At 71.4% G+C, this 19,103-nt stretch carries 14 protein-coding genes and 1 pseudogene; 4 read left to right on the forward strand and 11 right to left on the reverse strand.

Annotated elements, in window-relative coordinates:
- The first annotated feature begins 3 nt into the window (after positions 1 to 3).
- Positions 4 to 1,191 carry a serine hydrolase gene (locus M8H82_RS12565; RefSeq protein WP_250073210.1) on the forward strand — a complete coding sequence of 396 codons (1,188 nt, stop codon included), beginning with the start codon at positions 4 to 6 and terminating at the stop codon, positions 1,189 to 1,191.
- Here the strand turns inward: M8H82_RS12565 and M8H82_RS12570 are convergent.
- Together M8H82_RS12570 and M8H82_RS12575 are read right to left on the reverse strand one after the other, a co-directional pair.
- Entirely contained in the window at positions 1,188 to 2,828 is a 1,641-nt protein-coding gene (locus M8H82_RS12570) for an ABC-F family ATP-binding cassette domain-containing protein (protein ID WP_250073211.1), read from the reverse strand. The two genes, M8H82_RS12565 and M8H82_RS12570, sit on opposite strands and share 4 nt — an antisense overlap.
- Before the next feature lie 56 nt (positions 2,829 to 2,884).
- Positions 2,885 to 3,907, reverse strand: a complete 1,023-nt coding sequence (locus M8H82_RS12575; RefSeq protein ID WP_250073212.1) for an oxidoreductase — start codon at positions 3,905 to 3,907, stop codon at positions 2,885 to 2,887.
- Between the two features lie 66 nt (positions 3,908 to 3,973).
- On the opposite strand from M8H82_RS12575, the gene M8H82_RS12580 reads away from it, so the two are divergent.
- Positions 3,974 to 4,912, forward strand: a complete 939-nt coding sequence (locus M8H82_RS12580; protein ID WP_250073214.1) for an FAD-dependent oxidoreductase — start codon at positions 3,974 to 3,976, stop codon at positions 4,910 to 4,912.
- Between the two features lie 6 nt (positions 4,913 to 4,918).
- On the opposite strand, the gene M8H82_RS12585 is transcribed toward M8H82_RS12580, so the two are convergent.
- The 3 genes from M8H82_RS12585 to M8H82_RS12595 all read right to left on the reverse strand — a co-directional run bounded on the left by M8H82_RS12585 (position 4,919) and on the right by M8H82_RS12595 (position 9,894).
- Positions 4,919 to 6,622 carry a BCCT family transporter gene (locus M8H82_RS12585; RefSeq protein WP_250073216.1) on the reverse strand — a complete coding sequence of 568 codons (1,704 nt, stop codon included), beginning with the start codon at positions 6,620 to 6,622 and terminating at the stop codon, positions 4,919 to 4,921.
- A gap of 87 nt (positions 6,623 to 6,709) precedes the next feature.
- On the reverse strand, positions 6,710 to 7,957 hold the full coding sequence (locus M8H82_RS12590) for a M14 family metallocarboxypeptidase (RefSeq protein WP_250073217.1): 1,248 nt from the start codon (positions 7,955 to 7,957) through the stop codon (positions 6,710 to 6,712).
- On the reverse strand, positions 7,954 to 9,894 hold the full coding sequence (locus M8H82_RS12595; RefSeq protein WP_250073219.1) for a Xaa-Pro dipeptidyl-peptidase: 1,941 nt from the start codon (positions 9,892 to 9,894) through the stop codon (positions 7,954 to 7,956). The genes M8H82_RS12590 and M8H82_RS12595 overlap by 4 nt, the downstream gene beginning before the upstream one ends.
- Before the next feature lie 190 nt (positions 9,895 to 10,084).
- Between M8H82_RS12595 and M8H82_RS12600 the strand changes: the two genes are divergently transcribed.
- Positions 10,085 to 11,578 carry a M1 family metallopeptidase gene (locus M8H82_RS12600; RefSeq protein WP_250073221.1) on the forward strand — a complete coding sequence of 498 codons (1,494 nt, stop codon included), beginning with the start codon at positions 10,085 to 10,087 and terminating at the stop codon, positions 11,576 to 11,578.
- Positions 11,579 to 11,605: 27 nt separating this feature from the next.
- Here the strand turns inward: M8H82_RS12600 and M8H82_RS12605 are convergent, their stop codons facing one another.
- The 4 genes and pseudogenes from M8H82_RS12605 to M8H82_RS12620 all read right to left on the reverse strand — a co-directional run bounded on the left by M8H82_RS12605 (position 11,606) and on the right by M8H82_RS12620 (position 14,654).
- The gene (locus M8H82_RS12605) at positions 11,606 to 12,313 is read right to left on the reverse strand and encodes a DUF6766 family protein (RefSeq protein ID WP_250073222.1); all 708 of its coding nucleotides are present in this window, start codon (positions 12,311 to 12,313) and stop codon (positions 11,606 to 11,608) included.
- An 86-nt stretch (positions 12,314 to 12,399) separates the two neighbouring features.
- Complete coding sequence (locus M8H82_RS12610; protein ID WP_250073223.1) at positions 12,400 to 12,804, reverse strand: hypothetical protein; 405 nt, start codon at positions 12,802 to 12,804, stop codon at positions 12,400 to 12,402.
- A 96-nt stretch (positions 12,805 to 12,900) separates the two neighbouring features.
- Positions 12,901 to 13,041: pseudogene (locus M8H82_RS12615) on the reverse strand (Appr-1-p processing protein); the annotation flags it as partial.
- 146 nt (positions 13,042 to 13,187) lie between these two features.
- A complete protein-coding gene (locus M8H82_RS12620; RefSeq protein WP_250073224.1) occupies positions 13,188 to 14,654 on the reverse strand; it encodes an amino acid permease in 1,467 nt (488 codons plus the stop codon).
- Positions 14,655 to 14,907: 253 nt separating this feature from the next.
- Here M8H82_RS12620 and M8H82_RS12625 point away from each other — a divergent pair, with 253 nt between their 5' ends.
- Positions 14,908 to 15,630 (forward strand): MerR family transcriptional regulator, encoded by a 723-nt coding sequence (locus M8H82_RS12625; protein ID WP_250073225.1) that lies wholly within the window; start codon positions 14,908 to 14,910, stop codon positions 15,628 to 15,630.
- Positions 15,631 to 15,643: 13 nt separating this feature from the next.
- On the opposite strand, the gene M8H82_RS12630 is transcribed toward M8H82_RS12625, so the two are convergent.
- On the reverse strand, positions 15,644 to 17,812 hold the full coding sequence (locus M8H82_RS12630) for a 3-hydroxyacyl-CoA dehydrogenase NAD-binding domain-containing protein (RefSeq protein ID WP_250073226.1): 2,169 nt from the start codon (positions 17,810 to 17,812) through the stop codon (positions 15,644 to 15,646).
- A 41-nt stretch (positions 17,813 to 17,853) separates the two neighbouring features.
- On the reverse strand, positions 17,854 to 19,068 hold the full coding sequence (locus tag M8H82_RS12635) for an acetyl-CoA C-acetyltransferase (RefSeq protein WP_250073227.1): 1,215 nt from the start codon (positions 19,066 to 19,068) through the stop codon (positions 17,854 to 17,856).
- Positions 19,069 to 19,103: the final 35 nt, after the last annotated feature.

Here is a 19,103-nt window from a genome sequence, read left to right on the forward strand (position 1 = left end):
CCCATGCCGATCCGCCGCCGTGTCCTGCGCCGCCCCCGTCTGAAAGCGGTCCCCCTCGTCGCGGTCTGTCTGACCACGCTGTCCCCCGCCGTCGCGGGCGCCGCCACCCCTCCCCGGCCGGACACCGGCCCCGCCCTCCAGCGCCAGTTGGAGGACCTGACCCGCAGACCCGGCGGGCCGCCCGGTGTCATCGCCGTGCTCAAGGACGGACGCCACACCCGCGTGGTGAAGGCCGGGGTGGCCGACCTGGAGACGGGGCGCGCGCCCAGGGTCCACGACCACATGCGGATCGCCAGCGCGGCCAAGGCGTTCAGCGGCGCGGTCGCCCTGTCCCTCGTCCGCCTCGGCGATCTGAGCCTGGACGACACCCTGGGCGAGCGCCTGCCGCACCTGCCGGACGCCTGGAGCGCGGTGACCCTGCGCCAGCTGCTGCACCACACCAGCGGCCTGCCGGACTACTCCGAGTCGCCCGAGTTCGTGGAGACACTGCTCGCGGACCCCCGGCACCGCTTCGACTCCCGCAGGCTGCTCGACTTCATCGCCGACCGCCCCCTCGACTTCCCGCCGGGCAGCCGGTTCCGCTACTCCAACTCCGACAACATCGCCGTGGCCCTGATGGCGGAGGCGGCCACCGGCGTACGGTACGAGCGGCTGCTGAAGGAGCTGGTCTACCGGCCGCTGGGCCTGCGCCACACCAGCCTGCCGCAGGGCTACCGGATGCCGAGGCCGTATCTGCACGGCTACGACGTGTCCCCGCCCGAGCCGCCGGAGGACGTCAGCGAGCTCATCGGCATGTCCGGGGTGTGGGCCTCGGGGGGCATCGTCTCCACGCCCGCCGACATGACCCGCTTCATCCGCGGCTACGCCGGGGGCAAGCTCTACGGCCACGAGGTCGCCCGGCAGCAGCGTGACTGGATCGAGGGCGCGTCCGAGCCCGCGGGACCGGGCCGGAACAAGGCGGGCCTCGCCCTCTTCCGGTACAGCACGCGCTGCGGAGTGGTCCTCGGCCACACCGGCAACACGCCCGGCTACACCCAGCTGATCGCGGCGACCCCGGACGGGCGCAAGTCCCTGACCTTCTCCACCACCACGCAGATCAACCAGACCCTCAAGCCGGATCTGCTGCGCACGCTCCGCGCCGTCCAGGAGAACTTCGTCTGCGCGCTGCTGAAGGGCAAGGGCAGGAGCTAGCGCTCGGTCACCTTGCCGTCGAGGACCTCCAGACGCCGGGTGACGTGGACCGCGTCCAGCATGCGCCGGTCGTGCGTCACCAGGAGCAGGGTGCCCTCGTAGGCGTCGAGCGCCGACTCCAGCTGTTCGATGGCCGGCAGGTCGAGGTGGTTCGTCGGCTCGTCGAGGACGAGGAGGTTGACGCCCCGGCCCTGCAGCAGGGCCAGGGCGGCCCGGGTGCGTTCGCCGGGTGAGAGGGTGGCCGCCGGGCGCAGGACATGGTCCGCTTTCAGACCGAACTTGGCCAGCAGGGTGCGCACTTCGGCCGGTTCGGTGTCCGGGACGGCCGCGGCGAAGGCGTCCAGCAGCGCCTCCTCGCCGTGGAACAGCTTGCGGGCCTGGTCGACCTCGCCGATCAGTACGCCCGAGCCGAGCGCGGCCTGTCCCCCGGTCAGGGGGACACGGCCGAGCAGGGCGCCCAGCAGGGTCGACTTGCCCGCGCCGTTGGCGCCGGTGACCGCCACCCGGTCCGCCCAGTCGATCTGCAGGGTGACCGGGCCGAGCGTGAAGTCGCCGCGGGCGACCTCCGCTTCGCGCAGGGTCGCCACCACCGCGCCGGAGCGGGGGGCCGAGGCGATCTCCATGCGCAGGTCCCACTCCTTGCGCGGCTCCTCGACGACGTCCAGGCGCTCGATCATGCGCTGGGTCTGGCGGGCCTTGGCGGCCTGCTTCTCGCTGGCCTCGCTGCGGAACTTGCGGCCGATCTTGTCGTTGTCGTTGCTCGCCTTGCGGCGCGCGTTCTTCACGCCCTTGTCCATCCAGGAGCGCTGCATCTGGGCCCGGTCCTGGAGGGCGGCCCTCTTGTCGGCGTACTCCTCGTATCCCTCGCGGGCGTGGCGGCGGGCGACCTCGCGCTCCTCGAGGTAGGCCGCGTAGCCGCCGCCGTAGAGGTTGATCTGCTGCTGGGCCAGGTCCAGTTCGAGGACCTTGGTGACCGTGCGGGTGAGGAACTCGCGGTCGTGGCTGACGACGACGGTGCCGGCGCGCAGGCCGCCCACGAAGCGTTCCAAGCGTTCGAGGCCGTCGAGGTCGAGGTCGTTGGTGGGCTCGTCGAGGAGGAAGACGTCGTAGCGGGACAGCAGCAGGGAGGCGAGGCCGGCGCGCGCCGCCTGGCCGCCGGACAGCGACGTCATCGGCTGGTCCAGGTCGACGGCCAGGCCCAGGGAGTCGGCGACCTCCTCGGCGCGCTCGTCGAGGTCGGCGCCGCCCAGGTCCAGCCAGCGCTCCAGGCTCGTCGCATAGGCGTCGTCCGCGCCCGGCGCCCCGTCGACCAGCGCCTGCGTGGCCTCGTCCATGGTGCGCTGGGCCTCGGCCACGCCGGTGCGCCGGGCCAGGAAGCCGCGGACGGTCTCACCGGGCCGCCGCTCCGGCTCCTGCGGGAGGTGGCCGACGGTCGCGGTCGGCGGGGAGAGACGCAGCTCACCCTCCTCCGGCGCGAGCAGCCCGGCGAGCATCCTGAGCAGGGTGGACTTCCCGGCACCGTTGGCACCGACCAGACCGATCACGTCCCCGGGCGCGACGACGAGGTCGAGCCCGCTGAACAGGGCGCGGTCGCCGTGGCCGGCGGCGAGGTTCTTCACGACGAGGGTGGCAGTCATCAGGCCCCGATCCTACTGGCCGGGCAACTGTGGCTTCCGTCCGCCGCCGGCCCCGATCACCGGGCCATGGCCTGCACCAGCACGCTTCCCGAGCTGCGCGCCACCACGTAGGCCTCCCCCTTCACCGCTTTGGCGTCCAGGGGAATGCGATGGCGGCCGGCCTCCAGGACGCCGTCGAAGACCTCGTGGGCGTGGGTGCGGTAGAGGCGGTCCAGACGGTACGCGGTCAGCCGGACCCGGCACGGGGAGGTGACCTCCACGCCGGCCTCGCCGTCCACCGCGACCAGGCGGGTCAGCCGGCGCTGCTGCACCGGGCTGCGGTCCAGGGCGTGCTCTATCTGGGCGACCAGCAGCGGGACGATGGGGGCCAGGCCGTGGACGTAGGCCACCTCGACCCCGGCGCGGTCGAAGACCCGTCGTACGGCGGCACGTTCCTGCTCGGTGACCGCGCGGCCGAAGGCGACGGCGCCGTAGCCGCGCAGTTCGTCGGCGGGCACGCCGTCGGCGTCGCGGGTGATGTCGGCGCCGATGCCGATGGTGCGCAGGGCGGCGGCGAGCTTGGCCAGCACCGCGACCCGGGCGCCGATCAGCAGGACGCGGCGGCGGGAGCCCCCGGGGGCCGCCTCCAGGAGGGAGGCCAGGGCGGTCCGGTACTCGGCGCCCCGGAAGCGGAAGGGCCCTATGCCGTGGTAGCCGTTGCGCTCCAGGTCGGCGCGCTCGTCGGTCTGCCAGGCGAAGTCCCGCCAGACGAAGTCGTCGCCGGCCCGGTCGATGGCGGCGGTGACCGCGCCGCACCCCAGGCTCTCGCACTCGGGGCAGCCGTAGATGACGTACCGGCCGTCCGGCAGCGGTGGGTCCGCCTCCAGCAGCAGGCCCCGGACCTGTGCGGTGAAGATCGCGGGCGGTACGTCGGAGGCGAGCGGGGAGACGGCGTCGAGGTCGGATAGCTGGAACAGCAGCGGCCGGCCCTCGACGATGAAGTCCACGAAGTCCCGGTGGACTTGGTAGTCACCGTTGGCGAGGACTCCACCGGCACGCATCGCCGGTGCCAGGCCGAAGGTCGCGTACTCGGCAGACATGCTGTGAGTATCCCCAGCGCGGAGGTGATGTGAGCACGGCATGGCACATTCCGCTACCGTCCCCGGGTGGAGAAGCGGCGGAGCGACGAAGTCATCGTGGTCGGTGGCGGGGTCATCGGCCTGACCACGGCCGTGGTCCTGGCCGGGGGCGGGCGCCGGGTACGGCTGTGGACGCGGGACCCCGTCGAGCGGACCACCTCGGCGGTCGCGGGCGCGCTGTGGTGGCCGTACAGGATCGAACCGCTGGCCCTGGCGCGGCAGTGGGCGCTGCGCTCCTTCGACGTGTACGAGGAGCTGGCCCGGCGCCCCGGGGCCACCGGCGTACGCATGGTCGAAGGGGTACTGGGCGAAGGGGAGCTGGACGGGGCGGACGCCTGGGCGGCCCGGCGGGTGCCGGGGCTGCGGGCCGCTCCGGACGGGGCGGGGCTGTCGGCCCGGTTGCCGCTCATCGACATGTCGACCCATCTGCCGTGGCTGCGGGAACGGTTCCTCGGCGCGGGCGGGGAGATCGAGGCGCGGGAGGTGTCCGCGCTCGCGGAGGCGCCGGCGCCGGTCGTGGTCAACTGCACGGGGCTCGGCGCGCGGGAGTTGGTGCCGGATCCGTCCGTGCGCCCGGTGCGCGGGCAGCTGGTGGTCGTGGAGAACCCCGGCATCGACACCTGGCGCACCTCCACCGACGCCTCCGGCAACATGGCGTACTTCTTTCCGCAGCCCGGACGGCTGCTGCTGGGCGGTACGGCGGAGGAGGGCGCCTGGTCGCTGGAGCCGGACCCGAAGGTGGCCGAGGCGATCGTGGCGCGGTGTGCCGCACTCAGGCCGGAGATCGCCGGGGCACGGGTCCTGAACCACCGGGTGGGACTGCGGCCGGTGCGGGACGCGGTCCGGCTGGAGCGCGAACTCCTGCCGGACGGACGGCTCCTGGTGCACAACTACGGCCATGGCGGCGCCGGAGTGACGGTGGCCTGGGGCTGCGCGGAGGAGGCGGCCGCCCTCGCCTCCCGCTGAGCGCGCTCAGGCGTGGTCGTGGCCCAGCGGGTCGCCCCCCGTCTCGGTGCCGGGGCCCGGGCCGACCTTGATCTCGAAGTCGCCGTCGTACCTGCGGTGTCCGGCGATCACGGCCAGTTCGACGGCCTCGCTGCCCATCTCGCCGCGCACGATGACGGGGTCCCGGCGCAGATCGCGCAGCAGGGCGACGCACATGCCGATCATCACCAGGACGAAGGGCGCGGCGGCCAGGATGGTGAGGTTCTGCAGGCCGGTGAGCGCGTCGCCCTGACTGCTGCCGACGAGCAGCATGATGGCGGCGACGGCCCCGGTCACCACGCCCCAGAACACCACGACGAGACGGCCGGGTTCGAGCGCGCCCTTCTGGGAGAGCGTGCCCATCACGATGGACGCGGCGTCGGCGCCCGAGACGAAGAAGATGCCGACCAGGATCATCACCAGCAGGCTGGTGGCCGTGGCGATGGGGAACTCCTGGAGTACACCGAAGAGTTGGCCCTCGGGGGTCTCCTCGCCGCCGAGCGCGCCGCCCTCCTTCAGTTTCATCGCCGTACCGCCGAAGACCGCGAACCAGACGAGGCTGACGGTGCTGGGCACCAGGATGACCCCGCCGACGAACTGCCGGATGGTGCGGCCCCGGCTGATCCGGGCGATGAACATGCCGACGAAGGGCGTCCAGGAGATCCACCAGGCCCAGTAGAAGACGGTCCAGCTGCCGAGCCAGTCCGCGACGCCCTCGCCGCCGCTGGCCTCGGTGCGCCCGGCGAGCTGGGGCAGGTCGCCGAGGTAGGCGAAGATCGAGGTGGGCAGCAGGTCGAGCACGATGATCGTGGGGCCGGCGAAGAAGACGAACAGCGAGAGGATCAGGGCGAGCACCATGTTGGTGTTGGACAGCCACTGGATGCCCCGCTCGACACCGGAGACGGCCGAGGCGACGAAGGCCAGGGTCAGTACGGCGATGATGGCGACGAGCAGGCCGTCGCTGACCTCGTCCAGCCAGTCCAGCTCCTGGAAGCCGGAGCCGATCTGGAGCGCGCCGAGGCCCAGGGAGGCCGCGGAGCCGAAGACGGTGGCGATGATCGCGAGGATGTCGATGACCCGGCCGGCGGTGCCGTTCGCGTGCCGCTGCCCGATGAGCGGGGTGAAGACGGCGCTGATGGTCTGGCGGCGGCGCTTGCGGAAGGTGCTGTAGGCGATGGCGAGGCCGACCACCGCGTAGATCGCCCAGGGGTGCAGCGTCCAGTGGAAGAGGGTGGTGGCCATCGCCGTCTCCATGCGTTCGCCGGAGTTGGCGGGGTCCGTGCCCGGGGGTGGCGTCGTGTAGTGCGAGAGCGGCTCGCTCACGCCGTAGAACATCAGGCCGATGCCCATGCCCGCGCTGAACATCATCGCGACCCAGGACACGGTCCGGAACTCGGGTGCCTCGCCCTCGGCGCCGAGGTGGATGCGGCCGTAGCGGCTGATCGCGAGCCACAGGGCGAAGACGACGAAGCAGGAGGCGGCGAGCATGAAGGCCCAGCCGCCGTTGTGGATCAGGCCGTTGAGCATCTTCGTGGAGACGCTCTGCAGCGAGTCGGTGGCCGTCGAGCCCCAGATCACGAAGGCCACGGTGATGACGGCGGTGACCCCGAACACCACGCGGTCGGTGTGGTGGGGGCCGGGAGGCTCCGAAGGGCCTTCCCGGCCACCCCTTTTCTTCAGGTCTTCCGTCATCTGCGGCACCTTTCAATGGAAACCGTGGGTATGCCCTATGTGCGCATCTCCTACGGCCTACCACAGGTGCCGTCCGTCAGGACCGTTTCAGCAGTCGGTGTCGGGCTCCGCCACCGTGAGGCGATACGGGGCGCGGGCGTCCAGGAGCAGCGGGACCAGGGCGCGCAGGGACTGGCGGAGCGGGACGTAGGTGCCGTGGGTGCGCACCCCGTGCAGCGCCAGTTCGTCCTTCAGCTGCGCGTACTGATTGTCCGTCAGCCGGTAGCCGCAGGGCGGGTCCTGGATGATCTCGGCGGGCTCGGCGGGATCGTTGTCCGCGCCGCCGACGTAGACCGGTCCGGTGTCGCGCCATCCGGCGAGGCGGGCGGCGGTGGTCGCCGCGTCGACCTGGCGGCCCCGCTCCCCCGCGAAGGAGAACAGGCCCTCCAGCGCGGAGAGTTGCGAGTCGACCCGGCGCAGGTTGTTCACCGGCTCCGGCACCTCGGTGAGGGGTTCCACCCGGCTCTCGATGAGCAGGCCGACGGTGTGCTTGATTCCGGACATGTTGCGCAGGATGCGCTCCTGGCCGTCCCCGGCGACCTGCCGGACGGGTTCACCGGTGACGGGGTCGGTCCATATGCCGTAGGTACCGGTCGTGTAGCCGTCGGCCCGGGCCGCGGGCCGTACGTGGTCCAGCGACAGGTTCTGCGCCTCCTCGTGCACGGCGTCGGCGGTGTTGAGGTTGCGGGGCCACAGGTCGAACAGGTCCTTGTCGTAGTACGGGGGTGTGCCGCCGTACTCGTGCAGGTCGTAGACCACGTCCGGCCTGCGGTCCCGGATCACCGCGGCCAGGGCCCGGCCCTCGGCGGTCCCCAGGGCGATGTGGTCGCGGTTGATGTCGACGCCGTCGCTGTTGCCGCGGGTGTTCGCGGCCCGGCCGTCGGGGTTGGCGGTGGGCATGACGAGCACGGTGGTGCTCCGCAGCAGGCGCCGGGTGCGCTCGTCGTCGCCGTACGCCAGGTCGCGGACGGTGGTCAGGCACGCCTCGCGGCCCGAGGGCTCGTCGCCGTGCTGGCTGCACACCAGCAGGACGGTGCGGGTGGTCGGGCGGGTGCCGATGCGCACGAGCTGGAGCGGGCGGTCCTGCTTCGTGGTGCCGATCCGGCTGATCGACACCCGCGCGCTCGCCTCGTCCACGGCGGCGAGGAATGCCTGCTCCTCGGGCTGGCTGGTCCAGCGGGCGCCGCCCGACTCCTCGAAGCCGGTACGGGGAGGGGTGTCCGCCGCGCGCGCCGGGATCGACAGCAGGGGTGCGGCGAGGACGGCCGCGATCACCGCGGCTATACGGGACTTCACGAGGCCTCCGGGATGCGCTGGGCGGTGCGCGGCTCGCGTACGCCGTCGAGGACGGCCCCGCTCGGGGCGGCGGTCGCGCCGGAGACGGCCTTGCGGAAGGCGCCGGCTCCGCCGACCAACGGCACCCGGGCCGAGGTGCGGGACAGGTCGAGCGTCAGCGTCGGTGTCGTGGACGGCGGTTCGATGAGGTCCCGGTCGGTGCCCGCGACGATCAGGGCGAGCCGGTGGCCGGCCGGGACGACATGGTCGGTGGCCGCCAGATCGAGGGTCACGGTGTACGGCGTGCCGAGTTTCAGGGGCGCTCCCCCGTACGAGGCGAGGTCGGCCCAGCCGCGGCTGAGGATCGTGTAGTCGACGTCCACCGCCTTGGTCGCGGTCTCCTTGAAGCAGGCGCTGTCACCGGTGCTGCTCGCGCCCCAGCAGGTCCGCTCGGTGAGGGGGGTGATGCCCTCGCCCGCGCCGGCGTAGTCGCGGATGGTGTCGGGGCCGAGGTCCACGAGGACGGCCGACAGATGGGCCGTGGAGGTGGTCGGGGTCGCGGTGACGGTGACCTTGGAGGAGCCGGACAGCCGCAGGTCGCGGGTGAGCGGTCCGGTGACGAAGCCCGCCTTGTCGGGGGTGGGCCGGTCGATGTGCGCGGCCCAGTCGGTCTCGTCGCGCTCCGGGTCGTCGGTGAAGGTCTCGGTGCCGGTGCCGCGGGTCAGGCCGAGGGTGCCGACGCCTTCCTGGGCTCCTTCGGCGGGCCGCAGGGTGGTCTTCTCGGTGCCGCGGGGGGGCCAGACGGCCGAGGTGACCCACTGGTCGGGCCGGCGTTCGATGTCGGCCATCGGTTCGTCGTCGATGCCGTTGTCGTAGCCGAGGAGTTCGTGGTCGAACCAGCGGTGCAGGGTGTCCACCCACTCGGCGCGGCGGAAGTCGAACGGGTCGACGTGTCCGACCTGCGAGAGCCAGATCTTGCGCTCGACGCCGTTCCTGGCGAGCGCGTCCCACCACTGGCCGAAGTGCTTGGCGCGGACGTTGAGGTCCTGCATGCCGTGGATGACGAAGACGCTGGCCTCGACCCGGTCGGCGTCCGGCACGTAGTTCCGCTCGCTCCACAGCGGGGTCCACTCGCCGGTACGCGGGGCGCCGGCGACGATCCTCTGCTGCACGGCGGCACAGCGGGCGCGGGCTTCGGGGCTCTCGACGTAGTTCGACAGCCAGTCGGGGCCCGAGCCGAACAGGGGGGCGCCCTGGGCGAAGTAGTAGTCGTACCAGGAGGAGATGGCACCGATGGGCACGATCGTCTCCAGGCCCTCGACGCCCGTCGCGGCGACACCGTTGGCGATGGTGCCGTCGTAACTCTTGCCGATCATGCCGGTCTTGCCGTTGGTCCAGCTCGTGGCCTTGGCGCGGGTGCTGCCGGTGCGGGTGGTGTACGCCTTGGCGCGGCCGTTCAGCCAGTCGACGACGGCCTTGGCGGACTGGACGTCGGAGCGGCCGCCGACGTCGACGCAGCCGTCGGAGCGGTTGGTGCCGGCGAGGTCGACGCCGACGAAGGCGTAGCCGCGGGGCACGAAGTAGTTGTCGTAGAACAGCGGCATCTGGACGACGTCGCCGTCCGCGTCGTACGTCTTGCGCTGGCTCTCGTTGCCCCGTCCGCAGCAGGAGTAGTAAGGGCTGGCGTCCATGATGACGGGGATCTTGCGGCCCTGCCGGGCGGGTTCGCTGGGGCGGACGATGTCGACGGCGACGCGGTCGGTGCGTCCGTCGGCGTCGCCGTCGAGTCCGGTGTCCACCCAGACGGCCTCGCGGATGGCGTTGTCGTAGGAGTGGACGGGTTCGCTCGTGCGCGGGGCTGCCCCGGCCGTCGCGGGTGAGAGGAGGGTGGCCATCAGGGCGGCCGTGGCCGCCGTCGCGAGCGGTCTCCAGATCGTGAAGCGCGTGCGTATCGGCATGCGCCGGACGGTACCCCGGTCAACTCCCGCGCAGAAGAGGGCAACCGGACGCCCGGAGGGACCCCGGGGGCCGGGGGCCTGTGTCGGCCGAATGGCGATCGTGTGACAGCCGGGCCGGTGGACACGGGCGGGGCACAGGTGGTGAATAGGGTTCGAACAGCCTTCGGTCCCCAACGACTTGGAGCTTTTCGTGCACCGCAGATTCTTCGCCCCGGGCGCACTCGCGGCGGCCTCCGTACTGCTGGCGATCCCGGCATCGGCCGCGAGTTCCGCCCCCGGCGCCCCGGGCATCGGCGACCCCTACTACCCGGCCTACGGCAACGGCGGATACGACGTCTCGCACTACGACCTGCGCCTGAAGTACGAGCCCGCGACCGACCGCCTGGAGGGCACCGCGACCCTGCTGGCCCGCACCACGCAGGACCTGTCGCGGTTCAACCTGGACTTCCTGCTGGACGTCGGCGAGGTGCGGGTCAATGGCGCGAAGGCGTCGTTCACCACCTCCGGCGAGCACGAGCTGGAGATCACCCCGAAGAACCCGCTGGCCAAGGGCTCCGCGCTCACCGTCGTGGTCCGCTACAGCGGGGTGCCGTCCGGCGAGCAGGCGTACGGCTTCACCAGCTGGCACCGCACCGCGGACGGCGGGGTCGCCGCCAACGAGCCCGAGGCTGCCTGGTGGTGGTTCCCGAGCAACGACCATCCGCTCGACAAGGCCACCTACGACGTCTCGGTGCAGGTCCCGGACGGTACCCAGGCCATCTCCAACGGCACGCTCCAGTCGACGAGTTCCCGCCTCGGCTGGACCCGCTGGAACTGGCGTTCCAACAAGCCGCAGGCGACCTACCTCGCCACGCTCGCGGTCGGCAGGTTCGACCTCACCACCGGGACGACCGAGAGCGGAATCCCGGTCGTCAACGCCTACAGCAAGGACCTGGGCGACAACTACAACGCGGCGCGCGCGAGCATCGAGCGGTCCGGGGAGATCGCCGACTGGCTGAGCGAGTACTTCGGGCCGTATCCCTACAACGCGCTCGGCGGGTACGTGCCCAACACCACCACCCGGTACGCGCTGGAGACGCAGACCCGGCCCTTCTACAGCCCGTCCCGGTTCGCGAACGGGACCAACACCTACCTGGTCGTGCACGAGCTCGCGCACCAGTGGTACGGCAACTCCGTGTCGGTGGCCGGGTGGAAGGACATCTGGATCAACGAGGGCTTCGCGCGCTACTCCGAGTGGCTGTGGTCCGAGCACGAGGGCGAGGGCACGGCGCAGGAGATCGCCGACTACGTGTACGCCACGCGCGCGGCCGACGATCCGTTCTGGACCGTGCGGCCGGGCGACCCGGGCCCGGACAACCAGTTCCACATCGCCGTCTACGACCGGGGCGCGCTGACGCTCCAGGCGTTGCGCAACGAGATCGGGGACGACGACTTCTTCGCGATCCTGAAGGGCTGGACGGCGAAGTACGCCCACGGGAACGCGTCCGTGGCCGATTTCCGGGCGTACGCCGAGCAGGTGTCCGGGCAGCCGCTGGCGGAGTTCTTCGACACCTGGCTCTTCCAGCCGTCGAAGCCGGCCGCGCCCGCGGCGCGTGAGGCGTCCATCGCGCGGGAGACGTCCGCGCCGGCGCAGCCGAAGTCCTGGAAGAAGATCGCGGCGACGGGCGACGTGCACGAGCACTAGCCCGGCGCCGGGCCGCTCGGGCGCCGTTCAGCCCTCGACGCCGGTCGAGGTGTGGGCGGCGCCCACCGGCTTGGACTCCGGGGAGCCGCGTTCGCGCAGGTAGGTGGCGAGGATCGCCATGGACGCCACCGCCAGCAGCTCGGACTGCCAGTTCTGCAGGGTGCGGCTCCAGAAGTCCGCCGAGCCGATGTAGTCGCCCCAGCCGACGGGAGCCTGCAGCTGGCGCAGTCGCTGTTCGTCGTAGGCGGCCACACCGGCGAAGGACTGGGCGAGCCAGGAGAGGGCGAAGAGCGTGCCCATCACCAGGCCCAGGGAGTGGGAGTAGAGGAAGCGGCGGAAACCGCCCACGGCCGCCCACCGCGGTGAGTCGGCGCGCGCGTGCTGTCCCACCCTCTGGGCCCTGTCCGACTCGACGCCCGCCTTGTGCATCTCCTTCGACTCGGGCGAGCCCCGTTGCAGCAGCCAGACGGTCGCCGTGATGTAGAGGAAGAACTGGAGGTATTCCGACTGCCAGTTCTCCGTCACGTCCACGGCGAAGTCGGAGGAGAGCAGGTACTCGCCGAAGCTCATCCTCGGCAGTCCGTCGGTGACGAGTTGGTTGTTGAACTCCGCGTGCCCGGCGACGGCCTGTCCGGCGAGGGCCAGCAGGAATCCGAGGCCGAACGCCAGACTCAGGCCGTTGTCCCGCAGGAATCGGCGCGCCCGTGCGGTCATCGGTGCGTGCCCTGTGGTCATCGGTGCATCAACCCCACTGCGCTGAAGTAGACGAGGCCGCTCACCACCACGACCAGGCAGAGGATGAACATGGTCCGCATCCGCCGTCAGCCTCCCTCGACCACGCAGTCGTAGGGCCGCTCCGGCCGGGGTGTGCAGCCGGCGGCCACGACCTTCCAGCCGTCGGGGAACCGCGACAGGAACAGCGTGTCGCCCTCCAGCACGACCCGGGCCTGCCGGCCGTAGACCTCCGCGGAGCGCACGTCGCCGCCCTCGGGGAGGTCCTGGGCCGTGATCGCCTCCGCGCACTCCTTCTGCTCGGACTGCTCCACTTCGCTGCGCGTTTCCGGCGCGAGGGCGGCGCACAGCCCGGTTCCGTCCTCGGACCTCAGCAGCTCTTCGAACGCGGTGGCCGCGGCGGACGCGCCTGCGGCGCGCTCTCCCTCACCCAGGCAGCCGGTGAGGGCCAGTCCGAGGGCGCACAGCACGGTCAACGGGGTGATGCGGCGCATGGTCTCTCACGCAGCCTCCCTGTGTGGGCGGGGGGACCCGGCCCGTCGTGCGCCGCCGAGTACCCCACTTCTCCCGCGCGTATCCGGGCCCACCGCTCAGCGTCGGCCGTCCCCGTGGTCGTAGACGGTGACGGGTATCCCCCGGCGCACCAGCCGCTCGGTGATCAGGGGTTCGACGCGGGACCACTCGCCGCCGGCGAGACCGCACCCGATGCGGGGCATGTGCACGGACGCGCCGGCGCCCAGTCCTCTTTCGTTCGCTGCGTTCGCGGTTCCGGGTGCTGTACGTCAGCGGCCCCCTTTCCCGCACCGTCGGGACGGGGGCGTCACCCCGGACATACGTGATCTCCGACATGACGCCACCGTGGGTATGTACCGCCGGGCTACTTCGTGAGCTCGGACAGTTCCTGTTCCTGGGTCTTCGCGACGCGGCGCCGGACGCCGTACCAGCCGGCCACCAGCATCGCGGCGATCACCGGGACGAGCAGCAGGGTCTTGCGGCCGACCTCGGGGTCGTTCCACATCAGGCCGAGCACGGCGAGCAGGAAGGCGATCGTGACGATCTCCGTGACCGGGCTGCCGGGCAGCCGGAAGGAGGGGCGGGCGAGCAGGCCGGCCTTGGCGCGGCGGACGAACACCAGGTGGCAGATCATGATGATCACCCAGGTGCTGATGATGCCGAGGGAGGCGACGTTCAGCACGATCTCGAAGGCCTGGCTCGGCATGAGGAAGTTCAGGCCGACACCGAGCACACACACCGCGCAGGTCAGCAGGATGCCGCCGTAGGGCACCTGGCTGCGGTTCATGCGGGCGGTGAACTGCGGCGCGGAGCCCGCCATGGCCATGGAGCGCAGGATGCGGCCGGTGGAGTACAGGCCGGAGTTGAGCGAGGACATCGCGGCGGTGAGGACCACCAGGTTCATCACGTCTCCGGCGCCCTCGACGCCGATCTTCGACAGCACGGTGACGAAGGGGCTCTCGTCGGCGGAGTACACCGAGCCGGGGAGCAGCAGGGCGAGCAGGACGACCGAGCCGACGTAGAACAGGCCCACCCGCCACATGATCGAGTTCACCGCGCGCGGGACGATCTTCTCCGGCTCGGCGGTCTCGCCGGCGGCGACGCCGACCAGCTCCAGGGCGGCGTAGGCGAAGATCACGCCCTGCATGACCAGGACGACCGGCATCAGGCCGTGCGGGAGGACGCCGCCGTGGTCGGTGATCACGCTCAGGCCGGGGGTGGTGCCGCCCACTTCGTGCTGAGTGGCCAGCAGGAAGATGCCGACGAACATGAAGGCCACCAGCGTGGCGACCTTGATGATCGCGAACCAGAACTCCATCTCGCCGAAGATCTTCACCGAGATCAGGTTCACCGCCAGCACCACCGCGAGGGCGATCAGGGCGAGCACCCACTGCGGGATGTCGGTGAAGGCGCTCCAGTAGTGCGTGTAGAGAGCGATGGCGGTGATGTCGGCGATCCCGGTCGTGGACCAGTTCAGGAAGTACATCCAGCCCGCGACGTAGGCGCCCTTCTCGCCGAGGAACTCGCGCGCGTACGACACGAAGGATCCGGAGGAGGGCCGGTACAGGACCAGCTCACCGAGGGCCCGTACGACGAAGAAGGCGAAGATCCCGCAGACCAGGTAGGCGATGGCCAGCGCCGGTCCGGCGTTGTGGAGGCGTCCTCCGGCGCCCAGGAAGAGTCCGGTGCCGATCGCTCCGCCGATGGCGATCATGTTGACGTGGCGGGCCTTGAGGTCCTTGCTGTAACCGGCGTCGCCCGCGTCCGCGGGCGTCTGGGCCGCCAGGGTGGGGGGTGCGGCCTGTGCCGTGTCCACGGCGTCCTTGCTCACGGGGGTACCACTCTCTGGTGCGCCCGAGCGGATCGCGCTCGGGTGTGCCGGACGTACGTATGGTCCGTGCCCCGGTAGGAGCACAGACCAAGGCGCCACCTTCCCCCATGGGCGGCGGCTCACGCGGTGGTGGAGTTCACAGAGCGGAACATCTCACATGATCCGCACCTGACGTCCGGAGGAACTCCTCGTGATCGGCTCCGGGCGCCCGGGGAGGTGTCACAGCAGTGGTGAGACAGCGATACTGCTGCACATGAAGACCGACGCCGAGGACCCCACCCTCACCATCGACGAGCTGGCCGCGCGGGCGGGCGTCACGGTGCGTACCGTGCGGTTCTACGGCACCAAGGGGCTGCTTCCGCCGCCGGTGATCGGTCCGCGCCGGGTGGGGCACTACGGTCCGGATCATGTGGCGCGGCTGGCCCTGATCGAGGAGTTGCAGCAGCAGGGGATGACGCTGGCGGCGATCGAGCGGTACATGCAGCGTCTGCCGCCCGGGCTGAGCCCCGGCGATCTCGCCATCCACCGGGCCGTGGTGGCCTCCTGGGCCCCGGATGCCGTGGAGACGGTGACGCGCGCGGAGCTGGAGCGGCGGGCGGGGCGGGAGCTGGCCGACGAGGACGTGCGGCGGCTGGCAGCGATGGGCGTGGTCGGGGCCGACGGCGAGGGGTTCCGGGTGGACGTCGGGCTGCTGCGGCTCGGGGTGCGGCTGCTCGACATGCCGCTGTCGCAGGACGCGATCCTGGCCGCGCGGAGGGTGCTGATCGACCACTCGCGGGCCGCCGCGCACGAGTTGTCGCAACTGTTCCGCGGCGAGGTCTCCGAGCGTGCGGCCCAGGACGTGAAGTCGCTCTCGTCCGACATGCAACCGCTGGTCGTGCAGGCGCTGCTGACGTCGTTCCAGCGGTCGCTGAAGGAGGAGCTGCGGGAGTGGGTCAAGGCGGCGGACCCGTCCGAGGTGGACGGATCCGCCTGAGACGCGGGGCGCGTCACGCGTCCGTGAACCGCTCCCCCTTCTCCGCCTTCTCCACCAGCAGCGCCGGCGGCAGGAAACGGTCGCCGTAGCGGTCCGCCAGCTCACGCGCGCGTGCCACGAAGCCGGGCAGGCCGCCCTCGTAGCCGTTGATGTACTGCAGCACGCCGCCCGTCCAGCCGGGGAAGCCGATGCCGAAGATCGAGCCGATGTTGGCGTCCGCCACCGACGTCAGGACGCCCTCCTCCAGCAGCCGGACGGTGTCCAGGGCCTCCGAGAAGAGCATGCGTTCCTGCATGTCCTTGAAGGGGATCTGTGCGCCCTCGCGGGTGAAGTGCTCGCGCAGGCCCGGCCAGAGGCCCACCCGCCTGCCGCTCTCGTCGTAGTCGTAGAAGCCCGCTCCGCCGCTGCGGCCCGGCCGTGCGAACTCGTCGACCATCCGGTCGATCACGGCCTCCGCGGGGTGCGTCGGCCAGGTGCCGCCCGCATCCTCGACGGCCCGCCTGGACTCGTTGCGGATCTTGCGCGGGAGCGTGAGCGTCAGTTCGTCCATCAGGGAGAGGACCTTGGCCGGGTAGCCCGCCTGGGCCGCCGCCTGTTCGACTGAGGCCGGCTCGATGCCCTCGCCCACCATGGCCACGCCCTCGTTGATGAAGTGGCCGATCACCCGGGAGGTGAAGAAGCCGCGCGAGTCGTTGACCACGATCGGGGTCTTCTTGATCTGGCGCACCAGGTCGAAGGCCCTGGCCAGCGCCTCCTCGCCGGTCCGCTCACCCTTGATGATCTCGACCAGCGGCATCTTGTCGACCGGCGAGAAGAAGTGCAGGCCGATGAAGTCCGACTGCCGCTCCACACCTTCGGCGAGGGCGGTGATGGGGAGCGTGGAGGTGTTGGAGCACAGCAGCGCGTCCGGCTCGACGAGGTGCTGGATCTCCTGGAAGACCTTGTGCTTCAGCTCCGGGTTCTCGAAGACCGCCTCGATCACCGCGTCGCAGCCCGCCACGTCCTGCGGGTCGGCCGTCGGCGTGATGCGGGCCAGCAGCGCGTCCGCCTTCTCCTGGGTCGTACGGCCCCTGCTCACGGCCTTCGCGCAGAGCTGCTCGGAGTAGCCCTTGCCCTTGACCGCGGCTTCCAGGGCGACGTCCTTCAGGACGACGTCGATGCCCGCGCGGGCGCAGGAGTACGCGATGCCCGCGCCCATCATCCCGGCACCGAGAACGGCGACCTTGCGGACCTGGCGCGCCTCGACGCCCTTGGGGCGGTTCGCGCCGGAGTTGACGGCCTGGAGGTCGAAGAAGAACGCCTGGATCATGTTCTTCGAGGTCTGTCCCGCGGCCAGCTCGACGAAGTAGCGCGCCTCGATGACCTGCGCGGTCTCGAAGTCGACCTGGGCGCCCTCCACCGCCGCAGCGAGGATGTTGCGCGGGGCAGGGTAGGGGGCGCCGCCCGTCTGCTTGCGCAGACTGGCCGGGAAGGCGGGCAGGTTGGCGGCGAACTTGGGGTTGGCGGGCGTGCCGCCGGGGATGCGGTAGCCGGGCCGGTCCCAGGGCTGCCGGGACTCGGGGTTGGCCTCGATGAACGCGCGGGCCCTGGCGAGCATGTCCTCGTGGGTGGTGGCCACGTCGTCGACCAGGCCGTTCTCGAGGGCGCGCCGCGGGTCGTACTGCGTGCCCTGGAGGAGGACCTTCAGCAGGGCGTCGGCGATGCCCATCAGGCGGACGGTGCGGACCACGCCGCCGCCGCCCGGGAGCAGGCCGAGGGTGACCTCGGGGCAGCCGATCTTCGAGCCGGGCGCGTCAAGGGCGATGCGGTGGTGACAGGCCAGGGCGATCTCGTAACCGCCGCCGAGAGCGGCGCCGTTGAGGGCGGCGACGACCGGCTTGCCGAGGGTCTCGATGCGGCGCAGGTTCCGCTTGATCGCCATGCCGCCCTCGAACAGCTCCTGGGCCGTCTCGGGGGTGACCCGGATCAGGTCGCGCAGGTCGCCGCCGGCGAAGAACGTCTTCTTGGCTGAGGTGATGATGACGCCGCGGACGGTGTCCTGCTCCGCCTCCAGCCGGTCGGTGACCTGGGCGAGGGAGTCGCGGAAGGCGCGGTTCATGGTGTTGGCGGACTGGTCGGGGTCGTCGATGACGAGGGTGACGACCCCGGTGCGGTCCTGTTCCCAGCGGATGGTGGTGGTCATGAGGGGGTCTCCGTAGAAGTCTCGTGGGGCCGCTGGGGAGTTCAGATGCGTTCGACGATGGTGGCGATGCCCATGCCGCCGCCGACGCAGAGGGTGGCGAGTCCGTAGCGCTTGTCCTGGCGCTCCAGTTCGTCGACGAGCGTGCCGAGGATCATCGCGCCGGTGGCGCCGAGCGGGTGGCCGAGGGCGATGGCGCCGCCGTTGACGTTGACCTTGTCCAGGGACAGGCCCATGTCCTTGACGAAGCGCAGGACGACCGCCGCGAACGCCTCGTTGATCTCGACGAGGTCGATGTCGTCGATGGTCAGTCCGGCCTTGGCCAGGGCCTTGCGGGTGGCCGGGGCCGGGCCGGTGAGCATGATCGTGGGCTCGGAGCCGGAGACGGCCGCGGAGACGATCCGCGCGCGGGGAGTGAGTCCGTGGCGCTCGCCGACCTCCCGGGAGCCGATGGCGACGAGGGCGGCGCCGTCGACGATGCCGGAGGAGTTGCCCGCGTGGTGGACGTGGTCGATCCTCTCGACCCAGTGGTACTTCTGCAGCGCCACGGCGTCGAAGCCGCCCAGCTCGCCGATGTCCGCGAAGGACGGCTTCAGCTTGGCCAGGGAGTCGGCGGTGGTGCCGGGGCGCAGGTGCTCGTCGTGGTCGAGGACGACCAGCCCGCTGCGGTCCTTCACCGGGACGACGGACCGCTCGAAGCGGGACTCCTTCCAGGCGGTGGCCGCCCGCTCCTGGGAGAGGGCCGCGTACTCGTCGACGTCCCGCCGGGAGAATCCCTCGATGGTGGCGATCAGGTCGGCGCCGATGCCCTGCGGCACGAAGTTGACGGCCAGGTTGGTCATCGGGTCGTTGAACCAGGCGCCGCCGTCGGAGGCCATCGGCACCCGGGACATGGACTCCACGCCGCCCGCGAGGACCAGGTCCTCCCAGCCCGAGCGGACCTTCATGGCGGCCATGTTGACCGCCTCCAGGCCCGACGCACAGAAGCGGTTCTCCTGGACGCCGGCCACCGTGTCCGGCAGGCCCGCGGCGACGGCGGCGATCCGGGCGATGTCGGAGCCCTGGTCGCCGACCGGGCCGACCACGCCCAGCACGATGTCGTCGATCGCGGCCGGGTCCAGGCCGGGGAAGCGGTCGCGGATCTCGTGGATGAGTCCGACGACCAGGTCGATGGGCTTGGTGCCGTGCAGGGCGCCGTTCGCCTTGCCGCGGCCGCGCGGGGTGCGGATCGCGTCGTACACGTACGCTTCGGTGCTCACGAGGAAGCCTTTCGGTGAGGGTCGGCCGGGAGACT

The sequence above is a fragment of the Streptomyces sp. YS415 genome, from assembly GCF_023544665.1.
GTDB lineage: Bacteria > Actinomycetota > Actinomycetes > Streptomycetales > Streptomycetaceae > Streptomyces.

Coding starts and splice junctions, on each gene's coding strand:
- M8H82_RS12610 (WP_250073223.1), bottom strand. CDS start 12,804: ATGCGCCGCATCACCCCGTTGACCGTGCTGTGCGCCCTCGGACTGGCC.
- M8H82_RS12625 (WP_250073225.1), top strand. CDS start 14,908: ATGAAGACCGACGCCGAGGACCCCACCCTCACCATCGACGAGCTGGCC.
- M8H82_RS12595 (WP_250073219.1), bottom strand. CDS start 9,894: ATGCCGATACGCACGCGCTTCACGATCTGGAGACCGCTCGCGACGGCG.
- M8H82_RS12585 (WP_250073216.1), bottom strand. CDS start 6,622: ATGACGGAAGACCTGAAGAAAAGGGGTGGCCGGGAAGGCCCTTCGGAG.
- M8H82_RS12605 (WP_250073222.1), bottom strand. CDS start 12,313: ATGACCACAGGGCACGCACCGATGACCGCACGGGCGCGCCGATTCCTG.
- M8H82_RS12565 (WP_250073210.1), top strand. CDS start 4: ATGCCGATCCGCCGCCGTGTCCTGCGCCGCCCCCGTCTGAAAGCGGTC.
- M8H82_RS12575 (WP_250073212.1), bottom strand. CDS start 3,907: ATGTCTGCCGAGTACGCGACCTTCGGCCTGGCACCGGCGATGCGTGCC.
- M8H82_RS12630 (WP_250073226.1), bottom strand. CDS start 17,812: ATGACCACCACCATCCGCTGGGAACAGGACCGCACCGGGGTCGTCACC.
- M8H82_RS12570 (WP_250073211.1), bottom strand. CDS start 2,828: ATGACTGCCACCCTCGTCGTGAAGAACCTCGCCGCCGGCCACGGCGAC.